This window comes from Sorangium sp. So ce145, from assembly GCF_051525985.1.
In the GTDB taxonomy this organism is placed as follows: Bacteria; Myxococcota_A; Polyangia; order Polyangiales; family Polyangiaceae; genus Sorangium; species Sorangium cellulosum_B.
Genome location: NZ_CP150315.1, coordinates 7,815,174 through 7,831,398, shown reverse-complemented (window position 1 = coordinate 7,831,398; position 16,225 = coordinate 7,815,174). Strand labels below are relative to the sequence as shown.

Here is a 16,225-nt window from a genome sequence, read left to right as displayed (position 1 = left end):
AGGGGGAACCCTTGGGGGGAGCTCGGCAGGGCTCGGGTGAACGGGTTCGGCCGAACCATGCTTTGCGCGCCAGGAGGAACCAGGTCCAATTGAATCGACTGTGCTATCGAATGATCGTTGGTCGGGTTTAACGGAGGAGTTCGTGAGCGCTAGCAAGAAGTCGACCAAGTCTTCCCAGAAGGCCACGCCCCCAAAGCGGCTCGTAGACTTCTCGGAGGTCGAGGCATCTGGTGAAGACTGGGAGGCATTTGCCCGCGATTTTCTCGCCGCGGAAGGCTTCGCCATCGAATCCCCTCCGGACCGTGGTGCAGACGGAGGCAAAGATCTGCTCGTATCTGAACGCCTATCCGGCACCTACAGTAAATATCCATTTCGATGGCTCGTCAGCTGTAAGCACTTCGCATCATCGGGCCGAGCCGTGTCCCCCAAAGACGAGATCAATCTCTTGGAGAGGCTTCGTGCGTTCCGCGCCGACGGCTTTCTCGGCTTCTACTCGACTACTCCCACGTCCGGGCTCGGAAACCAGCTTCGGGCGCTTCGTGATTCTCACGATCTGCGCGACTACAAGATCTTTGACGCTCGCCTTATCGAGAATCACCTCGTAAGAATTGGTTACTCTCACCTTTTGCTGCGCTACTTCCCCGTCAGCTATCGATCGATCAAGCCGCTCCACAGGCTTACGGATGAATACAGGCCGCTAAGTTGCGCAGCGTGCGGAGACGACATTCTCAAGAAGTTGCACCTTAGATCGTATGATGCCCTTGTGGGGATCGCGCGTCGCAGAGAAGGGGGCAAGGATTATATCGTCGACGTGTACTGGGCGTGCAAAGGGAGGTGTGACCGTGCGGTCTCGTCCGTGTGGCATGGTAAGCGTGTTATGACTGGATGGGAGGATATTTCGGATCTAGTGATCCCGGCGTGGTACGTACGTTGGTGTTTAACGATCATGAGCCGGCTGCGTAATGGCTACGACGTCTATGAGGATAAGGCGTATGACCGGATGAAGTACCTAATCGTCGCTCTCGGGCAACGGGTATTCAGAGAGCAGACGGAGGAGGAGATGGCACGCCTGAAGGTCCTCATCGAGATGCCGATGCTGTGACGTGACGGAAGAAAGTGCCGCCTAACTCGTGGCTGGCACAGAGGGCCACGTCACGCGCTCTCCTCCGGTCGGCACGGCGGCTCGATGTACGGCGCGAGGTAGCGACAGACCGCCTTCTTCGCCTCTTCGACGTAGAGCGCGCCCTGCTGCTCGTCCCGCTGAGCGGCGAGGGCGAGCAGCGCCGAGGCCATATACAGCGCGCTCTGCGCGACGACCCGCCGCTCGGCGGGCGAGAGCGCCGGCGTCAGCGGCGAGAGGATCGCCTCGACGCGCGCCGAGAACTCGTCCCCCCACGCCGCGGCCGTCGAGAGCAGCGCGCCGGACAGCTGCACGCCGAACCACAGCTCCCGGTAACCGGGCTCCGTCCGGTAGAACGCCGCGAGCGCGTCGATCCAGCGCTCGGTCAGCGCGCGCCACGAGCCCGGCGGCGCCTCCGCGAGCGCCGCCTCGGTGCGCGCCCGTAGCCGCTCCAGATAGCGCCCCGTCAGCGCGTGGAGCACGGCCTCCTTGTTCGGGAAGAACTCGTAGACCGAGCCGATGGACGTCCGCGCTCGCGCCGCGATGGCGTTCGTGGTGACCGCGTCGAGCCCGCGCGACGCGAGCAGCGCCGCCGTCGCGTCGAGGATCCGCTCCTTGCGCCGCTGGCTCCTCGCCTGCAGCGGCACCCGGCGGGGCGCGGTCGACGGCGGCTTCTTGCGCTTCGTGGCCATGCGCCGAGCGTACTTGACAAACTGAGCAAAAGCTCGACTATATCCGAGTGAAAGATCAACTTCTGGAGCGCCTCGACCGGGTCGGGCAGATCGAGCCGCCTCGCGCGGCGCCGGTCGACGAGGCCGCCGGGCGGGTGGGGGCGCCCCGCCTTGGCTGGCCGAGGCTTTGCGCTGTCTCTGCCGCGACGCTCGCCTACGCCGCGTACCCGTCTGCCGCGGCGGATCGCGCCCTCGGCCTGGCCTGCTTCGGCGTCGCGCTCGCCTCCCTGCTCGTCGTCGCGCGCGCACCAGACCGGGCGGCGCTCCACGCGCCTCTCCTGGCGGTGCTCACGCTCGCGCCCACAGCGGTGGGGCTCGCCGCGCCCTGGCCGCTCTCCCTGGCCGCGCCGCTCGTCGTGCTCGCGCTGCTCGCGCGCGCCGTGCCGGCGCTCCGGGCGTCGATGCCGCCGCTGCGGCGCGGCTCGTTCGGGCCCGCGGTCCTCGGCTGGATCGCAGCGATCGTCCTCGTCTCCGCGCTCGCGCTCGTGCTCTGGGTCCGGCTGATGCGGCCCGATCTGACGCAGATGCGGGCCCTGCTCCCGCCCGTCTCGCTGCCTCTGTTGCTCCTCGGCGGCCTGGGGTTCGCGCTCTTCAACGCGCTCCTCGAGGAGGCGGTCTTCCGCCTGGTGTTCCTCGGATCGCTGGACGCCGTGACGACCTCCGGCTGGACCGCGGTGCTCGTCCAGGCGGCCGCCTTCGGGCTCCTCCACCTACGCGGCTTCCCGAGCGGGGCGGTTGGCGTCGGCCTGGCGGCGATCTACGCCGTGATGCTCGGCGTGCTCCGGCGCCGCGCGGGCGGCCTGCTCGCGCCGTACGTGGCGCATGTCGCCGCCGATCTCACCATCTTCGCGCTGCTCCTGACGTGGACGCGGTGATCCGCGGCTCCGCCGCACCCGCCGCTCCGCCGCTTCGCCGGCGGGTTCGGCGGAGAAGCAGGACGCATGGCTGCCTGCTCAGGCCGTTCGGAGCTCTTGCCGCTGACGGGCGGCGGAGTAGCGTCCGTGAGGGCACGCCGCCCCGCCCGAGGCACCATGAGCATCCAGGTCCCCATCGGCATCGACGACTTCCGCCGGCTCCGCGAGCTGGGGCTCGAATACGTCGACAAGTCGCACCTGATCCAGGAACTCCTCGACAGGCCCGGCACCGAGGTCGTCCTGCTCCCGCGCCCGCGGCGCTTCGGCAAGACGCTCAACCTCTCCATGCTGCGCTGTTTCTTCGAGCGGCGCGCACAGGATCTCTCCCCGCTGTTTCGTGATCTCCGGATCTGGCAGGCCGGCGAGCAGTACCGCGCGCACTTCCAGCGCTACCCGGTGCTCCACCTGACCTTCAAGGGCGTGAAGGCCGAGAGCTTCGATGCGTTCTGGGAGGGCGTGCAGGACAGGATCGCGCGTCTGTTCGACGAGCACCGTGACCTGCTCGGCAGCGGCGCGCTGAGCGAGCGAGAGGCCCGGCGGTACCGCGAAGTCCTCGACGGCACGGCCGGCAGGATCGCGTACGAGACAGCGCTGCTCGATCTGTCGAGCTATCTCCACCGCTCCCACGGTGAGCGCGTGGTCATCCTCCTCGACGAGTACGACGAGCCCCTCCACGCCGGGTATCTCCACGGCTACGCGGCGCAGGTCATCGGCTTCTTCCGCGCGTTCCTCACCGAGGGCCTCAAGGGCAATCCGCACCTGTTCAAGGCCGTGCTCACGGGCGTCCTGCGCGTGGCCCGGGAGAGCATCTTTTCAGGTCTCAACAACGTGGCTGTATACTCGCTGCTGGCGCCGGAATTCGACACCTGCTTCGGGTTCACCGAGCCCGAGGTCGAGTCGCTGCTCACGAGGTCTGGCCGGTTTGAGCGGCTCCCGTCGCTGCGCGCCTGGTACAACGGGTATCTCTTCGGCAACACCGTCGTCTACAACCCGTGGAGCGTCCTGAACTTCCTCTCCCGCGAAGACGGCGCGCCGCAGCCCTACTGGGTGAACACGAGCTCGAACGATCTGGTGCGCGAGCAGCTCGAGCGGCGCGCGCTCGCGCTCGAGCCCGCGTTCGCAGCGCTGCTCGACGGCGGCAGCGTCGAGCGCGTGCTCGATGAGAGCGTGCCGCTCGGGGAGCTCGACCGGAGCGACGAGGTGCTGTGGAGCCTCCTCGTCTTCACGGGATACCTCAGGGCCGAGAAGCGCTCGCGCGGACCGATGGAGCAGCCGTCGCACCTGCTCTCGATCCCGAACCGCGAGGTCCGTGGCGTGTACACGACGACCTTCCGCCGGTGGCTCGGCGAGCGCCTCGAGCGGCAGAACGGCGGGCTCGATCGGCTCCTCGGCGCCCTCCTCGCGGGCGACGCGGCGCGCTTCGAAGCGCAGCTCCAGGCGTTCGCGACCGACGTGCTGTCGTACCACGACACGGGCCGGCCCGATCCGGAGCAGGTGATCCAGGGCTTCGTGCTGGGGCTCCTCGCGGCGCTGGAACCGGATTACCAGGTGCGGTCGAACCGCGAGTCGGGGCGCGGGCGGCCGGACGTGATCATCCGGCCGGCGCAGCCGGGGAGGCCGGGCGTGGTGCTCGAGTTGAAGGTGGCGCGGACGGGCAGGACGCTGGAGCAGGCGCTCGATGAGGGGATCGAGCAGATCCGGCGGAACGACTACACGGCGGAGCTGCGGGCGGCGGGGGCGTCGCCGGTCCTCGCGCTGGCGGTCGCGTTCGATGGGAAGGTGGTGCGGGCGGCGAGCGTCCCTGTGGCGGTCTCGCCGTGAAGCTCAGGTGCGATGGGGTGGAGCGCAGGCTCGTGCGCCCCAGCGATGTTCCGCTCAGCCGCAGCCGGTCGCGCCGGCCGGCTCTCCCGACGCCGCGCGCAGGCGCTCCTTGATGTCGTCGGACAGGCACATCCGCGAGACCATGTCCTCGAACGTGTCGCGCCGCCGGATCAGCCGGCTCTTCCCGCCGTCGATGAGCACCTCGGCCGGCCGCAGCCGGCCGTTGTAGTCGTAGCTCATCACGTGGCCATACGCGCCCGCGTCCATCAGGACGACCACGTCCCCCTCGGCGACGTCCGCGGGGAACTCGCGCTCCGGGATCCACATATCCGTGTTCTCACAGACCTGGCCCGTCATCGCCATCGGGGCCGTCTGGCCGCCGCGGCCGTTGATCCGGACCTCGTGGTAAGCGCCGTACATCACCGGGCGCGCCATCGTGTTCATCGAGATGTCCGTGCCGATGATCGTCTTGTATCCCTGCTTGATCGAGATCACCCGCCCGAGCACGTAGCCCGCGTCCCCGACGAAGTAGCGTCCCGGCTCCATGACGAGGCGCGGCTCCTTCAGGCCGTGCTCCGCGCACTTCTTCCGCACCATCGCGGCGATCCCGCGGGCGACGGCCTCCACGTCGAGCGGCGGCTGCTCCCGCCGGTAGGGGATGCCGAGCCCGCCGCCGATGTCCACGAACGCGAGGTCGAAGCCGAGCTTCCGGGCCACCGGGCCGATCAGGTCGAGCAGCTTGCCCGTGACGTGCGCGAAGTTCTCCGGCTTGTGCGCCTGCGAGTGAGGCATCATGTGCACCCCGAGCCGCTCGACCCCGTTCTCGAGCGCGGTGCGATAGGCCTCCTCCACGTGGCGCGGGTGGATCCCGAACTTCGCGGACGGGCCCGCGAACGGCTTCAGATCGGGGGTCGCGATGTCCTCGCCGCTCGGGTTGATCCGGAACGACATACAGCGCGGCTTCCCGATCGAGAACAGGCGCTTCAGGATGCCGTGATCATCCACGTTGAAGTTCACCCCGGCGCGCAGCCCCGCGGCCAGGTCCTCGTCCGAGAGGCTGTTGCCCGTGTAGATGATCCGCTCGCCCGACAGCCCGAGCGCCTGCGCCAGGCGGATCTCGTTCGGGCTCGCGGCGTCCACGCCCGAGCCCTCGTCGACCAGGAGCTTCGCTATCTCCAGGTTGTTGCACGCCTTGATGGCATAGAAGACGGACACCTCCGGGTAGTTGCCGCGCAGCGCGCGCGTGAGTCGACGGAAGTTCTCCCGGATGCGCTCGGCATCGTAGGCATAGAGCGGTGTTCCGTATTGCTCCGCGAGGTCGCGGACCGAAATGCCCCCGATCTTGATCTCTGCCTCTTGCATACTCCTCGTGGCGTCAACGCTTCAACTTTGAGAGACAACCTGAAGAAACCGTTCGCGATTCCGCGGGACAGCCTACCATGTGCCCCTCTCGGCCGGAAGGGGCGCGCCCTGCCTCGGGGTCCAGGAAGGCCGCCGGTTCCCGCGCCCGCGCGTCCCACCGCGCCCGCGCGTCCCAGGCGCCCGCCCGCAGCGCCTCGCGCGCGGCTACTTCGCGGGGTCCCGGCTGGTGAACAGGTGCCGCCAGAGCGCGCCGAGCCCGCCCACGAAGAGCGAGCCCTGGCGCTGGTCGATGTCCTCGACCGCGGCGGGGTCGAACGGCAGCTGCTGCGGGTCGATCACCTCGAGCAGGGCGCGCTCGTCCGCCGTGGGCGAGGGGTGGAGCCTCAACCGGCACGAGCTCCCAGGCGTGCGCGGCCCGGTCGCCGGGCTCGCCAGCCCGTCGAGGCAGGCGACGAGGTCGTCCACCCGATCGAAGTCGGCGTCCCCCAGGTGCTCGCCGATGAGCGACGCGCGCGCCGCGCGGATCGAGCGGCCCAGCGCGTCGCCGGGGTCGTCGGTCTCGACCGAGGCGTTGATCTCCGTGTCGATCGAGAGGCTGCGGTTCGTCAGGTTGGCGGAGCCCACGCTGAGGAAGCGGTCGTCGACGATCATCACCTTCGAGTGGATGTACGTGGCGCGCTCGGCGGTCTCGTCCTCGCCGCACGCCGGCAGGGTGTAGTAGACGCCGAGGCGATGGCCTGTCTCGGCCGCGACGTCGCGCAGCCCGCCGAGCACCTTGGCCTGGGAGAGGCCGACGGCGATCTGCTCCTTCATCGTCTCGGCCTCCATGTTGAGCACGAGCACCACGTCGAGGAGCGGCCGGCCTTCGGCGCGCATCCGCCGCGCGAGCCCCTCGGCGATGACGTGAGAGCTGAAGTACTGGGTCTCGATGTAGATGAAGCGCTCCGCGGCGTCGATGGCGTCGAGGAAGAGGTCGCGTATCTCCGTGCGGTGCGGGGCGCCGGTGGGCGCGCCGTGCGGATCGGTGCGGCTCAGCGTGACGCGCGCCGCCGCGAGCGGGATGCCGCGCTCGGGCCGGTAGTCGGGGAACGTCGGCTCGGCCTCGTCGAGATCCGGCAGCGTCATGTCCACGCCGCCCGCGCGCCGCCAGCGATCGGTGAAGATCTCGGTCAGCGCCCGCGCCACCGCGCGGCCGCGCAGGTAGGCCTGCACGTCGTGAAACGGCTTGTGCGGCTCTCCTCGGCTGACGCGGAGCGGGTTCTTGTTCACGTGGCTGCGGTCGTCCCAGCGGTGATCGCAGAGGTCGAGGCCGCCGAGGAACGAGAGCTCGCCGTCCACCACCACGAACTTCTGGTGGTGCGAGGCGCGCTCGACGTGGGTGGCGTCGAAGAGGAAGCGCAGGCGATGGTTCGTCCACTCGAAGACGAGCTGCTGGAGCCACTCGCGCTCGAGCGCGAACACGAGGTGGAAGTCCCACGCGAGGATGAAGATCTGGAGATCGGGGCTCTGCTCGCAGAGGTGGTTCAGGAACTTGAGCAGCGTGATCGGGCTCGACACCTGCTCCTCCCTCCCGCCCCGGAGCAGGGCGACGTCGCTGTCGAACTGCCAGCCGGCGAGGAGCAGGTACCGCCGCGCCCTGGACGCGACCCGGTAGAACTCCGGGTAATACTCGTCGGCGTCGACCAGCAGGCCGATGTCGTCCACCGGGGTGTCGCACCACGTGTGGCGACGAGGATCGATGATCGTCCGTGCGCTCCTCATCGGGATCGCGCGCCTACGGCTTCAGGTGCTCCTCGATGAGCCGCTTCAGGCCCGCGACGTCGGGCCGGCTCCCGCTCGCTTCGCCGATGACGGCGAGCCGCTCCGCCTCGTCGCGCGAGAGATCGGGGCATATCCACTCCAGCAACGCTGCCCAGTCCGGCGCGCCGTCGCAGCTATAGCAGTCATCGGGGATGGGTGTATTGTCGGGGAAATTCCGGAAAACCAGGTACGGCATCACATCTACCTTCGTGCCGGGATCGCGGTCGCGTCGTCCTTGCATCGTCACCGCGGCTCGCGCTCGCGCGCGTCCGCCGAGCGCTCGCCACCCCGGCTATGGCGCCGGCGGAGCCAGGGAGCAAGCGCGCTCGGGGCCGCTCCGCCGGCGGGCCGTGCCCGGAGCGGGGCGCGGTGCGTGTTCAGGAGAGACGCAGCAAGGAGGTCGCGCGGCGCGCGATGGCGGTCAGGTCATCGCGCTGGCACGACCCACGCGCCGGCGCTCGGCCGTGTCAGGGGGCGCAGCCGATCCGCTCCGGCGCGACCGCCACATCGTCATACCACATCGTCCGCGCCGGGCCGTGGAAGCCGAGGTAGCCGAAGCTGAACGACTTGTAGTCGAGCTTGTCCCAGCCGGTCTTGTCGATGATCTTGGTGCCGCCGGCGTAGACCTGGACGTCGCCCTTGGTGCCGTCGAAGTAGGCCTCCATGCAGTGCCACTGGTCCTTGGGGAGCTTCACACCGCCGCTCCCGCACTGGGTGGCGCCGCCCGTGGACAGGACGACCGCGTCGTGCAGGTTCAGCACGATCTGGCAGTACTGTTCGGCGACCTCCACGTTGTGGCCCTCGTTCGGCTCGCCGCTGCCCGTCATGGCCTGGAAATAGGCGTTGTGCTCGGCCTGGCCGATATCGACGCTGCTGCGCACGTAGAGCCGGACCCAGAACTTCGATCCGGGCGCCGGGACGGAGAGCATCCTCCAGTCGTAGCCGCTGGCCCCCGGGTTCACGCGCAGCGCGCGCGAGCCGGCGTGGAAGACCGATGTGTCGATCGCCATGTTCTTCAGCGCATCTTGCGCCTGGTACGAGGGGCGGTAGGTCGCGCCCTCGGGCAGCCCGTCGCCCTCGAAGTCGGAGCAGAACGTCGCGCTCGCCGGGCACCCGCCGGTCGGTGTCCCGCTGCCGGTGCTCGACGTGGCGCTCGTCTCGGGCGTCCCGGTGCTCGTGGTGCTCGTGCTGCTGCTCGTGTCGCCGCCGCCGCCGCTGCTGCTGCTGGTGCTGGTGGTGCTGCCGTTGCTGGTGCTGGTGGTGCTGCCGTTGCTGGTGCTGCCGTTGCTGCTGCTCGCGGCGGGATTGCCCGTGCCCGAGCTCACGCTCGAGGCGCCGCCGGTCCCCGCGCCGCTGCCGCCCGCGCCCCCGGTTTCCGAGGCGTCAATTGCGCCGTCCGAGCAGCCCGCCGCCGCGGCGGACAGGGCCAGACAGGAGATCCCAACCCAAGTGAAGCGTGCGATTTCGCGATGGAAAGTCATGTTGATGCCCGAAGGGTGATAGGCCCGTTCGCCGGAGCTGCGCGCTGCCGCAGCGCGGCACGTCCGCCGGTGATCTTAAGAAACTGCCGCTGCGCCGAGGCGCGATCCGCGCTCGACGCGGCTCACAGCTCTAGCAGAATTCGCCGCAGCTCGGGAGGGGTTCTTCCGGGTCCAGATGGACCGTAAACTTCTCAGCGGAGCGGCGGGCGCGGACGCCGCGGCGCGGACCGCGGGATCCTGGGCGTGACCGAGCTGCTCGGCCGCCGGCACCGCGGCGAGCGTCTCGCCGACGCAGCCCTCGCGCACGGCGCTCGCGGCGACGGCGGCGAGGTCCGCGCTCACCGCGACCGCGCCCGTCACAGCGGGAGACAACGTGGATGCACGGAGTGCACATACTCGTCGGCGTCGCCGGTGATCTGAACGACGGCGCTCCCCATCGGGCATTTGACCCCGTAACCTGTGCTGTGCACGTTGCCGATGCCTGGGCCGACATGGATGTTGCCGTCGCCCGTCTTCCACGCCTCGACCGTCTGGCACAGCAGCTCGACCCGGTAAACCTGGGTGTCGACCCAGATGTTGATCCCGACCAGGACCTCGCTCGCAGGGCAGATCACGCTGCCCGGCCCGCCGCCGTTGCCGCCGGCGGTCACGGTCTGGAAGGCGGTGCCCAGGGTGCCGTCGCTGGCGAGCGGCGCGCAGATCAGGCCGATTTGATCGATCGAGCCGCCGCTCCGGCCGTGGACGCCGACAGCCACGTTGCCGTTCCCACAGGCGATGTCGTAAGCGTTGTCGCTGCCCGTGCCGCCGCTGCCACCGGTGCCGCCGCTGCCACCGGTGCCGCCCATGCCGCCGCCGCCCGCGTCACCGCCGCTGCCACCGGTGCCGCCCATGCCGCCGCCGCCCGCGTCACCGCCGCTGCCACCGGTGCCGCCCATGCCGCCGCCGCCCGCGTCACCGCCGCTGCCGCCAGCGCCGCCGCCCGTCGCGCCGGCGGTGCCCGAGAAGTCGAGATCGTCGACCCCGGAGATCGCGTTGCATGCCGCGCTCCAGCACACGAGGGCGAGCGCCGCGGCCATGGCCGTCGCGAGAGGCTTCGTCGTCCGGACCGCTGCATGTTCTCTCATCGGAAGCTCCCGTGGCGGATGATCTGGCCGGGCCTGAAGCTCGCCTGGAGGGCTGACGAGGCCGGGGGGCCGCGGCGCGCGGTGGGATCAACCAGGGTGGGTCGGGTTGGCGGCATGAGGTCTCCCCTTCGGGGATCGAGGTCGCGGTGCGGGTGGTGGTCTGCTTTGCCGAGGCCTGGTTGACCTGGAGGGGGCGGTCCCCGTGCCGGGCGGTCAGCGACGAGGGCAGCCAGGACGTCCGGCGTGACCATACCTGCGAGAATGGCCGGAAGGAACCCGAACGTCGCCCCGAAGGCCTTCGGGAAAGCGCTGCCGGCGAGCGGCCGGCCCTTGCCGGGGAGGCAAGGACCGGGGCGTGCGCGGGCGACGCCCCTCTCGCCGCGGATGCATGGCAACGCCATGGCGGATCTGCGACGTCGCGGGGAGCGCCGGGACGTGTCTGTCAGATGGGTGGGGAGTCGTGCCTGGGGCTGAAGAAGCCCGGGCGCGTGGCGCGCGGGATGGCCATCCCGCGCGCGTTCATCCTGCGATGCTCAAGGCCGAGCGCTCACTTCATCGACACGTTCACGCTGGCGTTCCCGCTGCTCTGATAGCCCTCCACGACCATCGAGACCTCGTACAGGTTCCCCAGCTTCATCCCCAGGCGATCCCACGCGTTGAAGTGGTTGGCGACGGAGATGGTTCCGCTCGTGCGCTTCTGCTGCCGGACGCTCCAGAACTGATAGAAGGTCTTGGTGCCTTCGATGGACGGCTGATTGACTCGCTCGGTCCGATAGATGTCATAGGTGCCTCCGTCGCTGGTGACGGTGCCCATGAACCCCTGGCCGCCCGGCGGACGCCAGGTGCCCCAGCTGTCGATGATGTAATACTCGATCAGCGGGCCTTTCGTCCACCCGTAGACGCCCAGGTACGAGTTGCCGTTCGGCCGGTAGTCGGCCGAGTAGGTCACGATCTGGTTCTTCGACCCGGGCCTCAGGCCTTTACGGCCCAGCAGGTTGTTGATGTTGCTCCATTCGACGTTGAAGCCATTCGCCGTGTTGGTCTGGCATCCGCTCCCGGTGTCCTTCCAGTACTCGAAGGTGTAGCCGCAGTGGGTGCCCGTCTGATTGGCGCAGACCTGCTGGTTGGGTGACGTGCACGTGCTGCCGCCGCCGGAGCCGCCGGAGCCGCCCGACCCGCCGGAGCCGCCCGACCCGCCGGAGCCGCCGGCACCTCCCCCGCCCGAGCTGCTGCTGGACGAGCTCGAGCTGCTGCTCGACGAGCTCGAGCTGCTGGACGAGCTCGAGCTGCTGCTCGACGACGAGGCCGAGCTCGAGCCATTGATCGTGCCGCCGGAGCCGGTGACCGAGGCGATCGTGGGCCGCCCGCTGCCGTTCGCGCAGAAGCCCCACTGCGTCGAGGAGCCAAGACCGACCGCGCCGTTGAAGTCCACGTTCGTGGCGCTGAACTGGCCGTTCGACTCCGTGAATTTCACGTTCCACGGGGTGGGCTTCGTCGAGCCGTTGAGCGCGACGACGACGTTCCAGCCGGTGGTCGCCGGGCTGCGGGAGTTGTTCTTCACCGTCACGTTCGCGCAGTAGCCGCTTCCCCAGTCCGAGGTGACGGCGACGCTCGCCGACATCGAGCGGTCCGCGCTGTCCAGCGCCCCCTCCAGAGCCTCGATGTCCTCGTCGACGATGTTCTCGACGCTGCACGCCAGCAGGCCGCACGCGATCGAAGCGGATAGGTAGCCAAGTAAGGGAACGATGCGCATTTAAGATTCTCCATGATCGGATCGGCGGAGTCGCGGGCCTCTGCTCGAGATGGATCGATGAACCATCGAGACAGACGCGAGCCCTCCGAGCCCTTGGTTAAAGTTCAAAATTTCCGGCCAACGTGCTCGTGATCCGGAGATCACGGATGCGCCCGCGGGCCTGCGCCGACCACATGCCTGGCAATCACGATGCTTGTCGGACAGATGCTCACAGGTGAACACCCCGTGTGACGGGGCCGGGCATCAACTCGGAAAAAGCAAGAACAAATCGAACGCGTAGCCGCAAGAAGCAAGTCGCCCCGGCAGGTTCACCCGGAGTAGGCCCCTGTACGATCCTGCAACCGACTGCGGCCCCCGGCCGAGAGCGGTCCGGATCGCCAAGGGAGATTGGCATCTTCACACAAACAGGAGGGCAAAGTCAAGACTCTTTTCTAAGTCGCGTTTGCTTTTGCACGGCTTGCCCGGCAGCGCCTTGGCGTGCTGTTTGTATTGGTCAGGGCAAGATCCAGCCACGTTGCGCGTGTAGGTCCGAAGATAGAACCCAGATTTGTACACTCTCCCGGAAAAGCGACGAACTCTCGAGAAAAAGCGGCCTCCGGCCGAGCTCGGTCATCCGGTCTTGCGGTGAAACTCCACGAGGAACGGCGCCTGACCGTCAGGGTCGAACTGATGCAGCGCCTCTGACACGACGTTCCCGGGGCGTCCCGGATCGAGCGGCGATCTCTCGATCGCCGGGCCTGTCGGTGCGATGGCGGAGCCGCCCGGAGACCATGTGGACCACGCCTCTCACACCGGGTCTCGTCGCATGGTTTGACGAGCCTCTTGGCCGTCAGCCCTTCTCTCCGTCCTTCCGGATCCCGAGCTTCCGCATCTTGCTTTGCAGCGTCGTCGGCTTCAGCCCCAGCGCCGCCGCGGCCCCGTCCTCTCCGTAGATCTTCCCGCCCGCGGCCCGCAGCGCGTCCTCGATGCAGCGCTGAGCCGCCTCTCGGTACGTCATCACGCGCCCTGTCGCGCCGGGCGCCGCGGAGAGCGGCGCTGACAGGATGAGCTCGTCTCCTGTCGACATCACCATCGACCGCTCGATCACGTTCTCCAGCTCCCGCACGTTGCCCGGCCAGCCGTGCGCCCGCAGCCGCGCCATCGACTCTGCGCTGACCCGCGGCGGCGTCCGGCCGAAGCTCGCCGCCACCTTCTCCACGATGACGCGCGTGAGCGGCTCCAGGTCCTCTGGCCGCTCGCGCAGCGGGGGGACGATGATCGGGAATACCTGCAGCCGATAATAGAGGTCCTCGCGGAACGCGGTGCTCGCCACCATGTCCTCGAGCGGCCGGTGCGTCGCGGCGATCACGCGCACCGAGACGCGCACCGCGCCCTCGCCGCCGACGCGCTCGATCTCGCCCTCCTGGAGCACGCGCAGGAGCTTCGCTTGCGCCGCCCTTGGCAGCTCGCCGACCTCGTCGAGCAGCAGCGTCCCGCCGCTCGCGCGCTCGAACAGCCCGAGGTGCCGCGCCGTGGCGCCCGTGAACGCGCCGCGCTCGTGGCCGAACAGGGCGCTCTCGACGAGGCCCTCGGGCAGCGCTCCGCAGTTGACCGCGAGGAACGGCCGCTCCGCGCGGCGCGACAGCGCGTGGATGCGGCGGGCGATCACCTCCTTGCCCGTGCCCGTCTCGCCGCGCACCAGCACCGTCGTGTCCTGCCGCGCGACGAGCGGCACCATCTGCTGGAAGATCGCCCGCATCGCCGGGCCCACCGCGACCATCTCCCTCGGCAGGGCGACGCGATCGAGCTCCTCCTTGAGCGTCCGCTTCTCCCCCTGCGCGCGGCGCGCGATGGCCGCGACGCGCCCGAGGACCTGCACCTGCCGCAGCGCCACGGCGAGCAGGCGACCTATCGCCTCGAGCAGGGCGGGCGAGACGTCGAGCGCCGCGCCGCCGCCGAGCGCCATCGTGGCGCAGCCGACGGCGCCCTCCGCGTCGCGGAGCGCGAAGACGGCGAGCGCCTCGCCGCCCGCGCCGCGCCGGACCTCCGGCGCGCCCGGCGCGGCCGCGCCGCGGCGCAGATCGAGCCGCCGCAGCGGGAGATGGCGCGAGAGCGCGGCGCTCACCGCGGGGAGGAGCGTCGCCTCGGTGTGCGCGCGGGCCGAGGCCTCGCCGAGGTCGGCGAGCAGGAGGAGGGCGTGATCGGCGGAGGCGGTCATCGTGCGCGGAGCGAGGCCGACGAAATGGCGTTGCGCGGCACCGTAGGGGCGTTGCCTGGACCGCACAAGGCCGGCGAAAGCCCGGGGAAAAGCCGCTCGGGCCGCGGGCACGCGCCCTGCTCCCTGCCGAGGGAAGGAGAGGAGAGCGCGCGGACGACCGCGCGCCACGGAGAAGGAAAGGAACCCTCATGGCCTACGTCATCGCCGAGCCCTGCGTCGCCACGTGTGACACCGCCTGTGTCCCTGTCTGCCCCGTGGACTGCATCCACGGCCCGCTCGCGGCGGACGAGATCTCGCGCATCCCCGAGGGAGAGCGGAAGACACGCCTCGCCGGTCTCCAGCTCTACATCGATCCCGAGTCGTGCATCTGCTGCGGCGCCTGCGAGAACGAGTGCCCGGTGGGCGCCATCTTCGATGAAGACGAGCTGCCGGCCGAATGGCAGCGCTACCGAGAGATCAACGCGCGCTTCTTCGACGATCGCGCGAAGGAGCGCGCTCCGGAGGAAACCTGAGCGCGCCTCGGGAGCAGCCGATAGCGACGAGCGACACGAGGAGAGGCGGAGGTGGCCGCGGGGCATTGACAGCCCAGAGTCGCCGCGATGTCATGAGCCTCTCTTCCACGTGCTCCGCCCACCGGTCAGCTTCCAGGCGCGCGCGATGTGCATCGGGCTCTGCTGTGCGGCGCTCGCGTGCATGGCGCCGCCCGGCCCGAAGGGCGTGCTTCCCTTCCTCGCGTCTCCGGCGGGGCTGGGCGTCGCTGCGCTGGCGCTCATGGCGCTGGGGACGTCGATCGAGGACCTCGGCAGGATCCGTCGCATCCGCGCCGGCGTGGGCCTCTGTATCGTGGCCGCCGCGCTCGTCGCGGCCGGCGCGCTGTGGGGGGCTGCGCTGCCCGCGCTCAAGCCGTCGCTCGCCTGGTTCGCCTGGCCTCTTTATGGCGTCGGCGCGATCGGCGTCGGCCTCGCGCTCCGGCGTGACATCTCGGTCTTCCGCGATCCTCGTCACGGTCAATCCGTCCGCCTCGAGTCGATCTCGGCCGATGCCGTCCGTCTCACCGCCAACGGGGCTCCGGTCACCCTCCCCGCCGCCCAGATCCGCAGCGTGAGCCTCTGCGCCGGCCTTGAAGGGCGGGGCGTCTACGTCCGCGTCGGCAGCCGGGACAAGGTGATCGGCGACGCGCGGGCGCTGCCCTGGGTCGCCGCCCATCGGGACGGTGACACCTTCGTCTTGACCGAGCACCAGGCGGCGCTCGACGCGGAGGTCCTGGCCGTGCGGCTGCACGAGGCGGCTTCCGCCAGCGGAGAGGATTATCGATGAAGGCGGGCGAACACGCGGCGAACGACGCTCTCGAGATCCCGCTCCGCCGTCCCTACCCGGAGCTCCTCCTGGGCGCCCTCTTCTTTGCGGTCTGCGCGGCGGTCCTCACCCATCGGGCCCAGACGAACGATCGCGGCCTGATCCTGAACGGGATCCTCCATTTCGAGCCCGGAGGCGCCGACGTCTTCTACGCGGTGCTGGCGATCCTTTCATGGGCCTTCTGCGCGCTCGGCGTCCTCGCCGCCGCGCGGTTTGCGGCGCTCAAGGAGTTCCGGATCGTCCTTGGCCCTCGATCGATCACCTTGCCGTCGATGCATCCGCTCCGTGGCGCGCGGGAGGTCACCGTGCCGCTCGATCGCATCGAGTCCGTGGAGCTGCAGCCGCCGGCCAAGCCGATCACGCTGGTGATCCGCGAGGACGATCGCTCCCATAACATCCCGCAGCGCTGGCTTCCCAGGGGCAGGTCGGCCGACGAGGTCGCCGGCGCGATCATCGCGCGGGTGCGGGGGTCGCAAGCGGGGCAGCGCGCCCGCGGGTAGCGCGCTGCAGGTCGTGGGATCGCGGCCGCGACGCGGTAGTAGGATGGCGCGCGATCACGAGGAGGC

15 protein-coding genes are annotated in these 16,225 nt (G+C 69.5%); 7 read left to right on the top strand and 8 right to left on the bottom strand.

Translation table 11 applies throughout. From position 1 onward, the window contains the following. Nucleotides 1-142: 142 nt before the first annotated feature. The gene (locus WMF34_RS28725) at nt 143-1,102 is read left to right on the top strand and encodes a restriction endonuclease (protein WP_437989802.1); all 960 of its coding nucleotides are present in this window, start codon (nt 143-145) and stop codon (nt 1,100-1,102) included. A 50-nt stretch (nt 1,103-1,152) separates the two neighbouring features. Here WMF34_RS28725 and WMF34_RS28720 read toward each other — a convergent pair whose 3' ends face one another. Continuing rightward, nucleotides 1,153-1,812, bottom strand: coding sequence for a TetR/AcrR family transcriptional regulator (locus WMF34_RS28720; protein WP_437989801.1), 660 nt, complete (start codon nt 1,810-1,812; stop codon nt 1,153-1,155). A 47-nt stretch (nt 1,813-1,859) separates the two neighbouring features. Here WMF34_RS28720 and WMF34_RS28715 point away from each other — a divergent pair, with 47 nt between their 5' ends. Both WMF34_RS28715 and WMF34_RS28710 read left to right on the top strand, forming a co-directional pair. Next, the gene (locus WMF34_RS28715; RefSeq protein WP_437989800.1) at nt 1,860-2,726 is read left to right on the top strand and encodes a CPBP family intramembrane glutamic endopeptidase; all 867 of its coding nucleotides are present in this window, start codon (nt 1,860-1,862) and stop codon (nt 2,724-2,726) included. A gap of 156 nt (nt 2,727-2,882) precedes the next feature. Further along, complete coding sequence (locus WMF34_RS28710; RefSeq protein ID WP_437989799.1) at nt 2,883-4,586, top strand: AAA family ATPase; 1,704 nt, start codon at nt 2,883-2,885, stop codon at nt 4,584-4,586. 54 nt (nt 4,587-4,640) lie between these two features. Here WMF34_RS28710 and lysA read toward each other — a convergent pair whose 3' ends face one another. From lysA to WMF34_RS28690, 4 genes are all read right to left on the bottom strand, one after another. After that, on the bottom strand, nt 4,641-5,948 hold the full coding sequence (gene lysA / locus WMF34_RS28705) for a diaminopimelate decarboxylase (RefSeq protein WP_437989798.1): 1,308 nt from the start codon (nt 5,946-5,948) through the stop codon (nt 4,641-4,643). A 204-nt stretch (nt 5,949-6,152) separates the two neighbouring features. After that, entirely contained in the window at nt 6,153-7,709 is a 1,557-nt protein-coding gene (locus WMF34_RS28700; protein WP_437989797.1) for a phospholipase D-like domain-containing protein, read from the bottom strand. 13 nt (nt 7,710-7,722) lie between these two features. Further along, the gene (locus tag WMF34_RS28695) at nt 7,723-7,944 is read right to left on the bottom strand and encodes a hypothetical protein (protein WP_012238184.1); all 222 of its coding nucleotides are present in this window, start codon (nt 7,942-7,944) and stop codon (nt 7,723-7,725) included. 271 nt (nt 7,945-8,215) lie between these two features. After that, the gene (locus WMF34_RS28690) at nt 8,216-8,758 is read right to left on the bottom strand and encodes a hypothetical protein (RefSeq protein ID WP_157906966.1); all 543 of its coding nucleotides are present in this window, start codon (nt 8,756-8,758) and stop codon (nt 8,216-8,218) included. A 127-nt stretch (nt 8,759-8,885) separates the two neighbouring features. Here WMF34_RS28690 and WMF34_RS28685 point away from each other — a divergent pair, with 127 nt between their 5' ends. After that, nucleotides 8,886-9,248 carry a hypothetical protein gene (locus WMF34_RS28685; protein WP_437989796.1) on the top strand — a complete coding sequence of 121 codons (363 nt, stop codon included), beginning with the start codon at nt 8,886-8,888 and terminating at the stop codon, nt 9,246-9,248. A 337-nt stretch (nt 9,249-9,585) separates the two neighbouring features. On the opposite strand, the gene WMF34_RS28680 is transcribed toward WMF34_RS28685, so the two are convergent. The 3 genes from WMF34_RS28680 to WMF34_RS28670 all read right to left on the bottom strand — a co-directional run bounded on the left by WMF34_RS28680 (nt 9,586) and on the right by WMF34_RS28670 (nt 14,303). After that, nucleotides 9,586-10,353, bottom strand: coding sequence for a hypothetical protein (locus WMF34_RS28680; protein ID WP_437989795.1), 768 nt, complete (start codon nt 10,351-10,353; stop codon nt 9,586-9,588). A 547-nt stretch (nt 10,354-10,900) separates the two neighbouring features. After that, complete coding sequence (locus tag WMF34_RS28675) at nt 10,901-12,106, bottom strand: glycoside hydrolase family 11 protein (protein WP_012238181.1); 1,206 nt, start codon at nt 12,104-12,106, stop codon at nt 10,901-10,903. Nucleotides 12,107-12,935: 829 nt separating this feature from the next. Continuing rightward, nucleotides 12,936-14,303: a sigma-54 interaction domain-containing protein gene (locus tag WMF34_RS28670; RefSeq protein WP_437989794.1), complete on the bottom strand. Its 1,368-nt coding sequence runs from the start codon at nt 14,301-14,303 to the stop codon at nt 12,936-12,938. Nucleotides 14,304-14,491: 188 nt separating this feature from the next. Here WMF34_RS28670 and WMF34_RS28665 point away from each other — a divergent pair, with 188 nt between their 5' ends. The 3 genes from WMF34_RS28665 (at nt 14,492) to WMF34_RS28655 (ending at nt 16,159) form a co-directional block, all read left to right on the top strand. After that, nucleotides 14,492-14,815, top strand: a complete 324-nt coding sequence (locus tag WMF34_RS28665) for a 4Fe-4S dicluster domain-containing protein (protein WP_012238179.1) — start codon at nt 14,492-14,494, stop codon at nt 14,813-14,815. 109 nt (nt 14,816-14,924) lie between these two features. After that, a complete protein-coding gene (locus WMF34_RS28660) occupies nt 14,925-15,620 on the top strand; it encodes a hypothetical protein (RefSeq protein WP_437989793.1) in 696 nt (231 codons plus the stop codon). Further along, complete coding sequence (locus tag WMF34_RS28655) at nt 15,617-16,159, top strand: hypothetical protein (protein WP_437989792.1); 543 nt, start codon at nt 15,617-15,619, stop codon at nt 16,157-16,159. The genes WMF34_RS28660 and WMF34_RS28655 overlap by 4 nt, the downstream gene beginning before the upstream one ends. Nucleotides 16,160-16,225 lie beyond the last annotated feature (66 nt).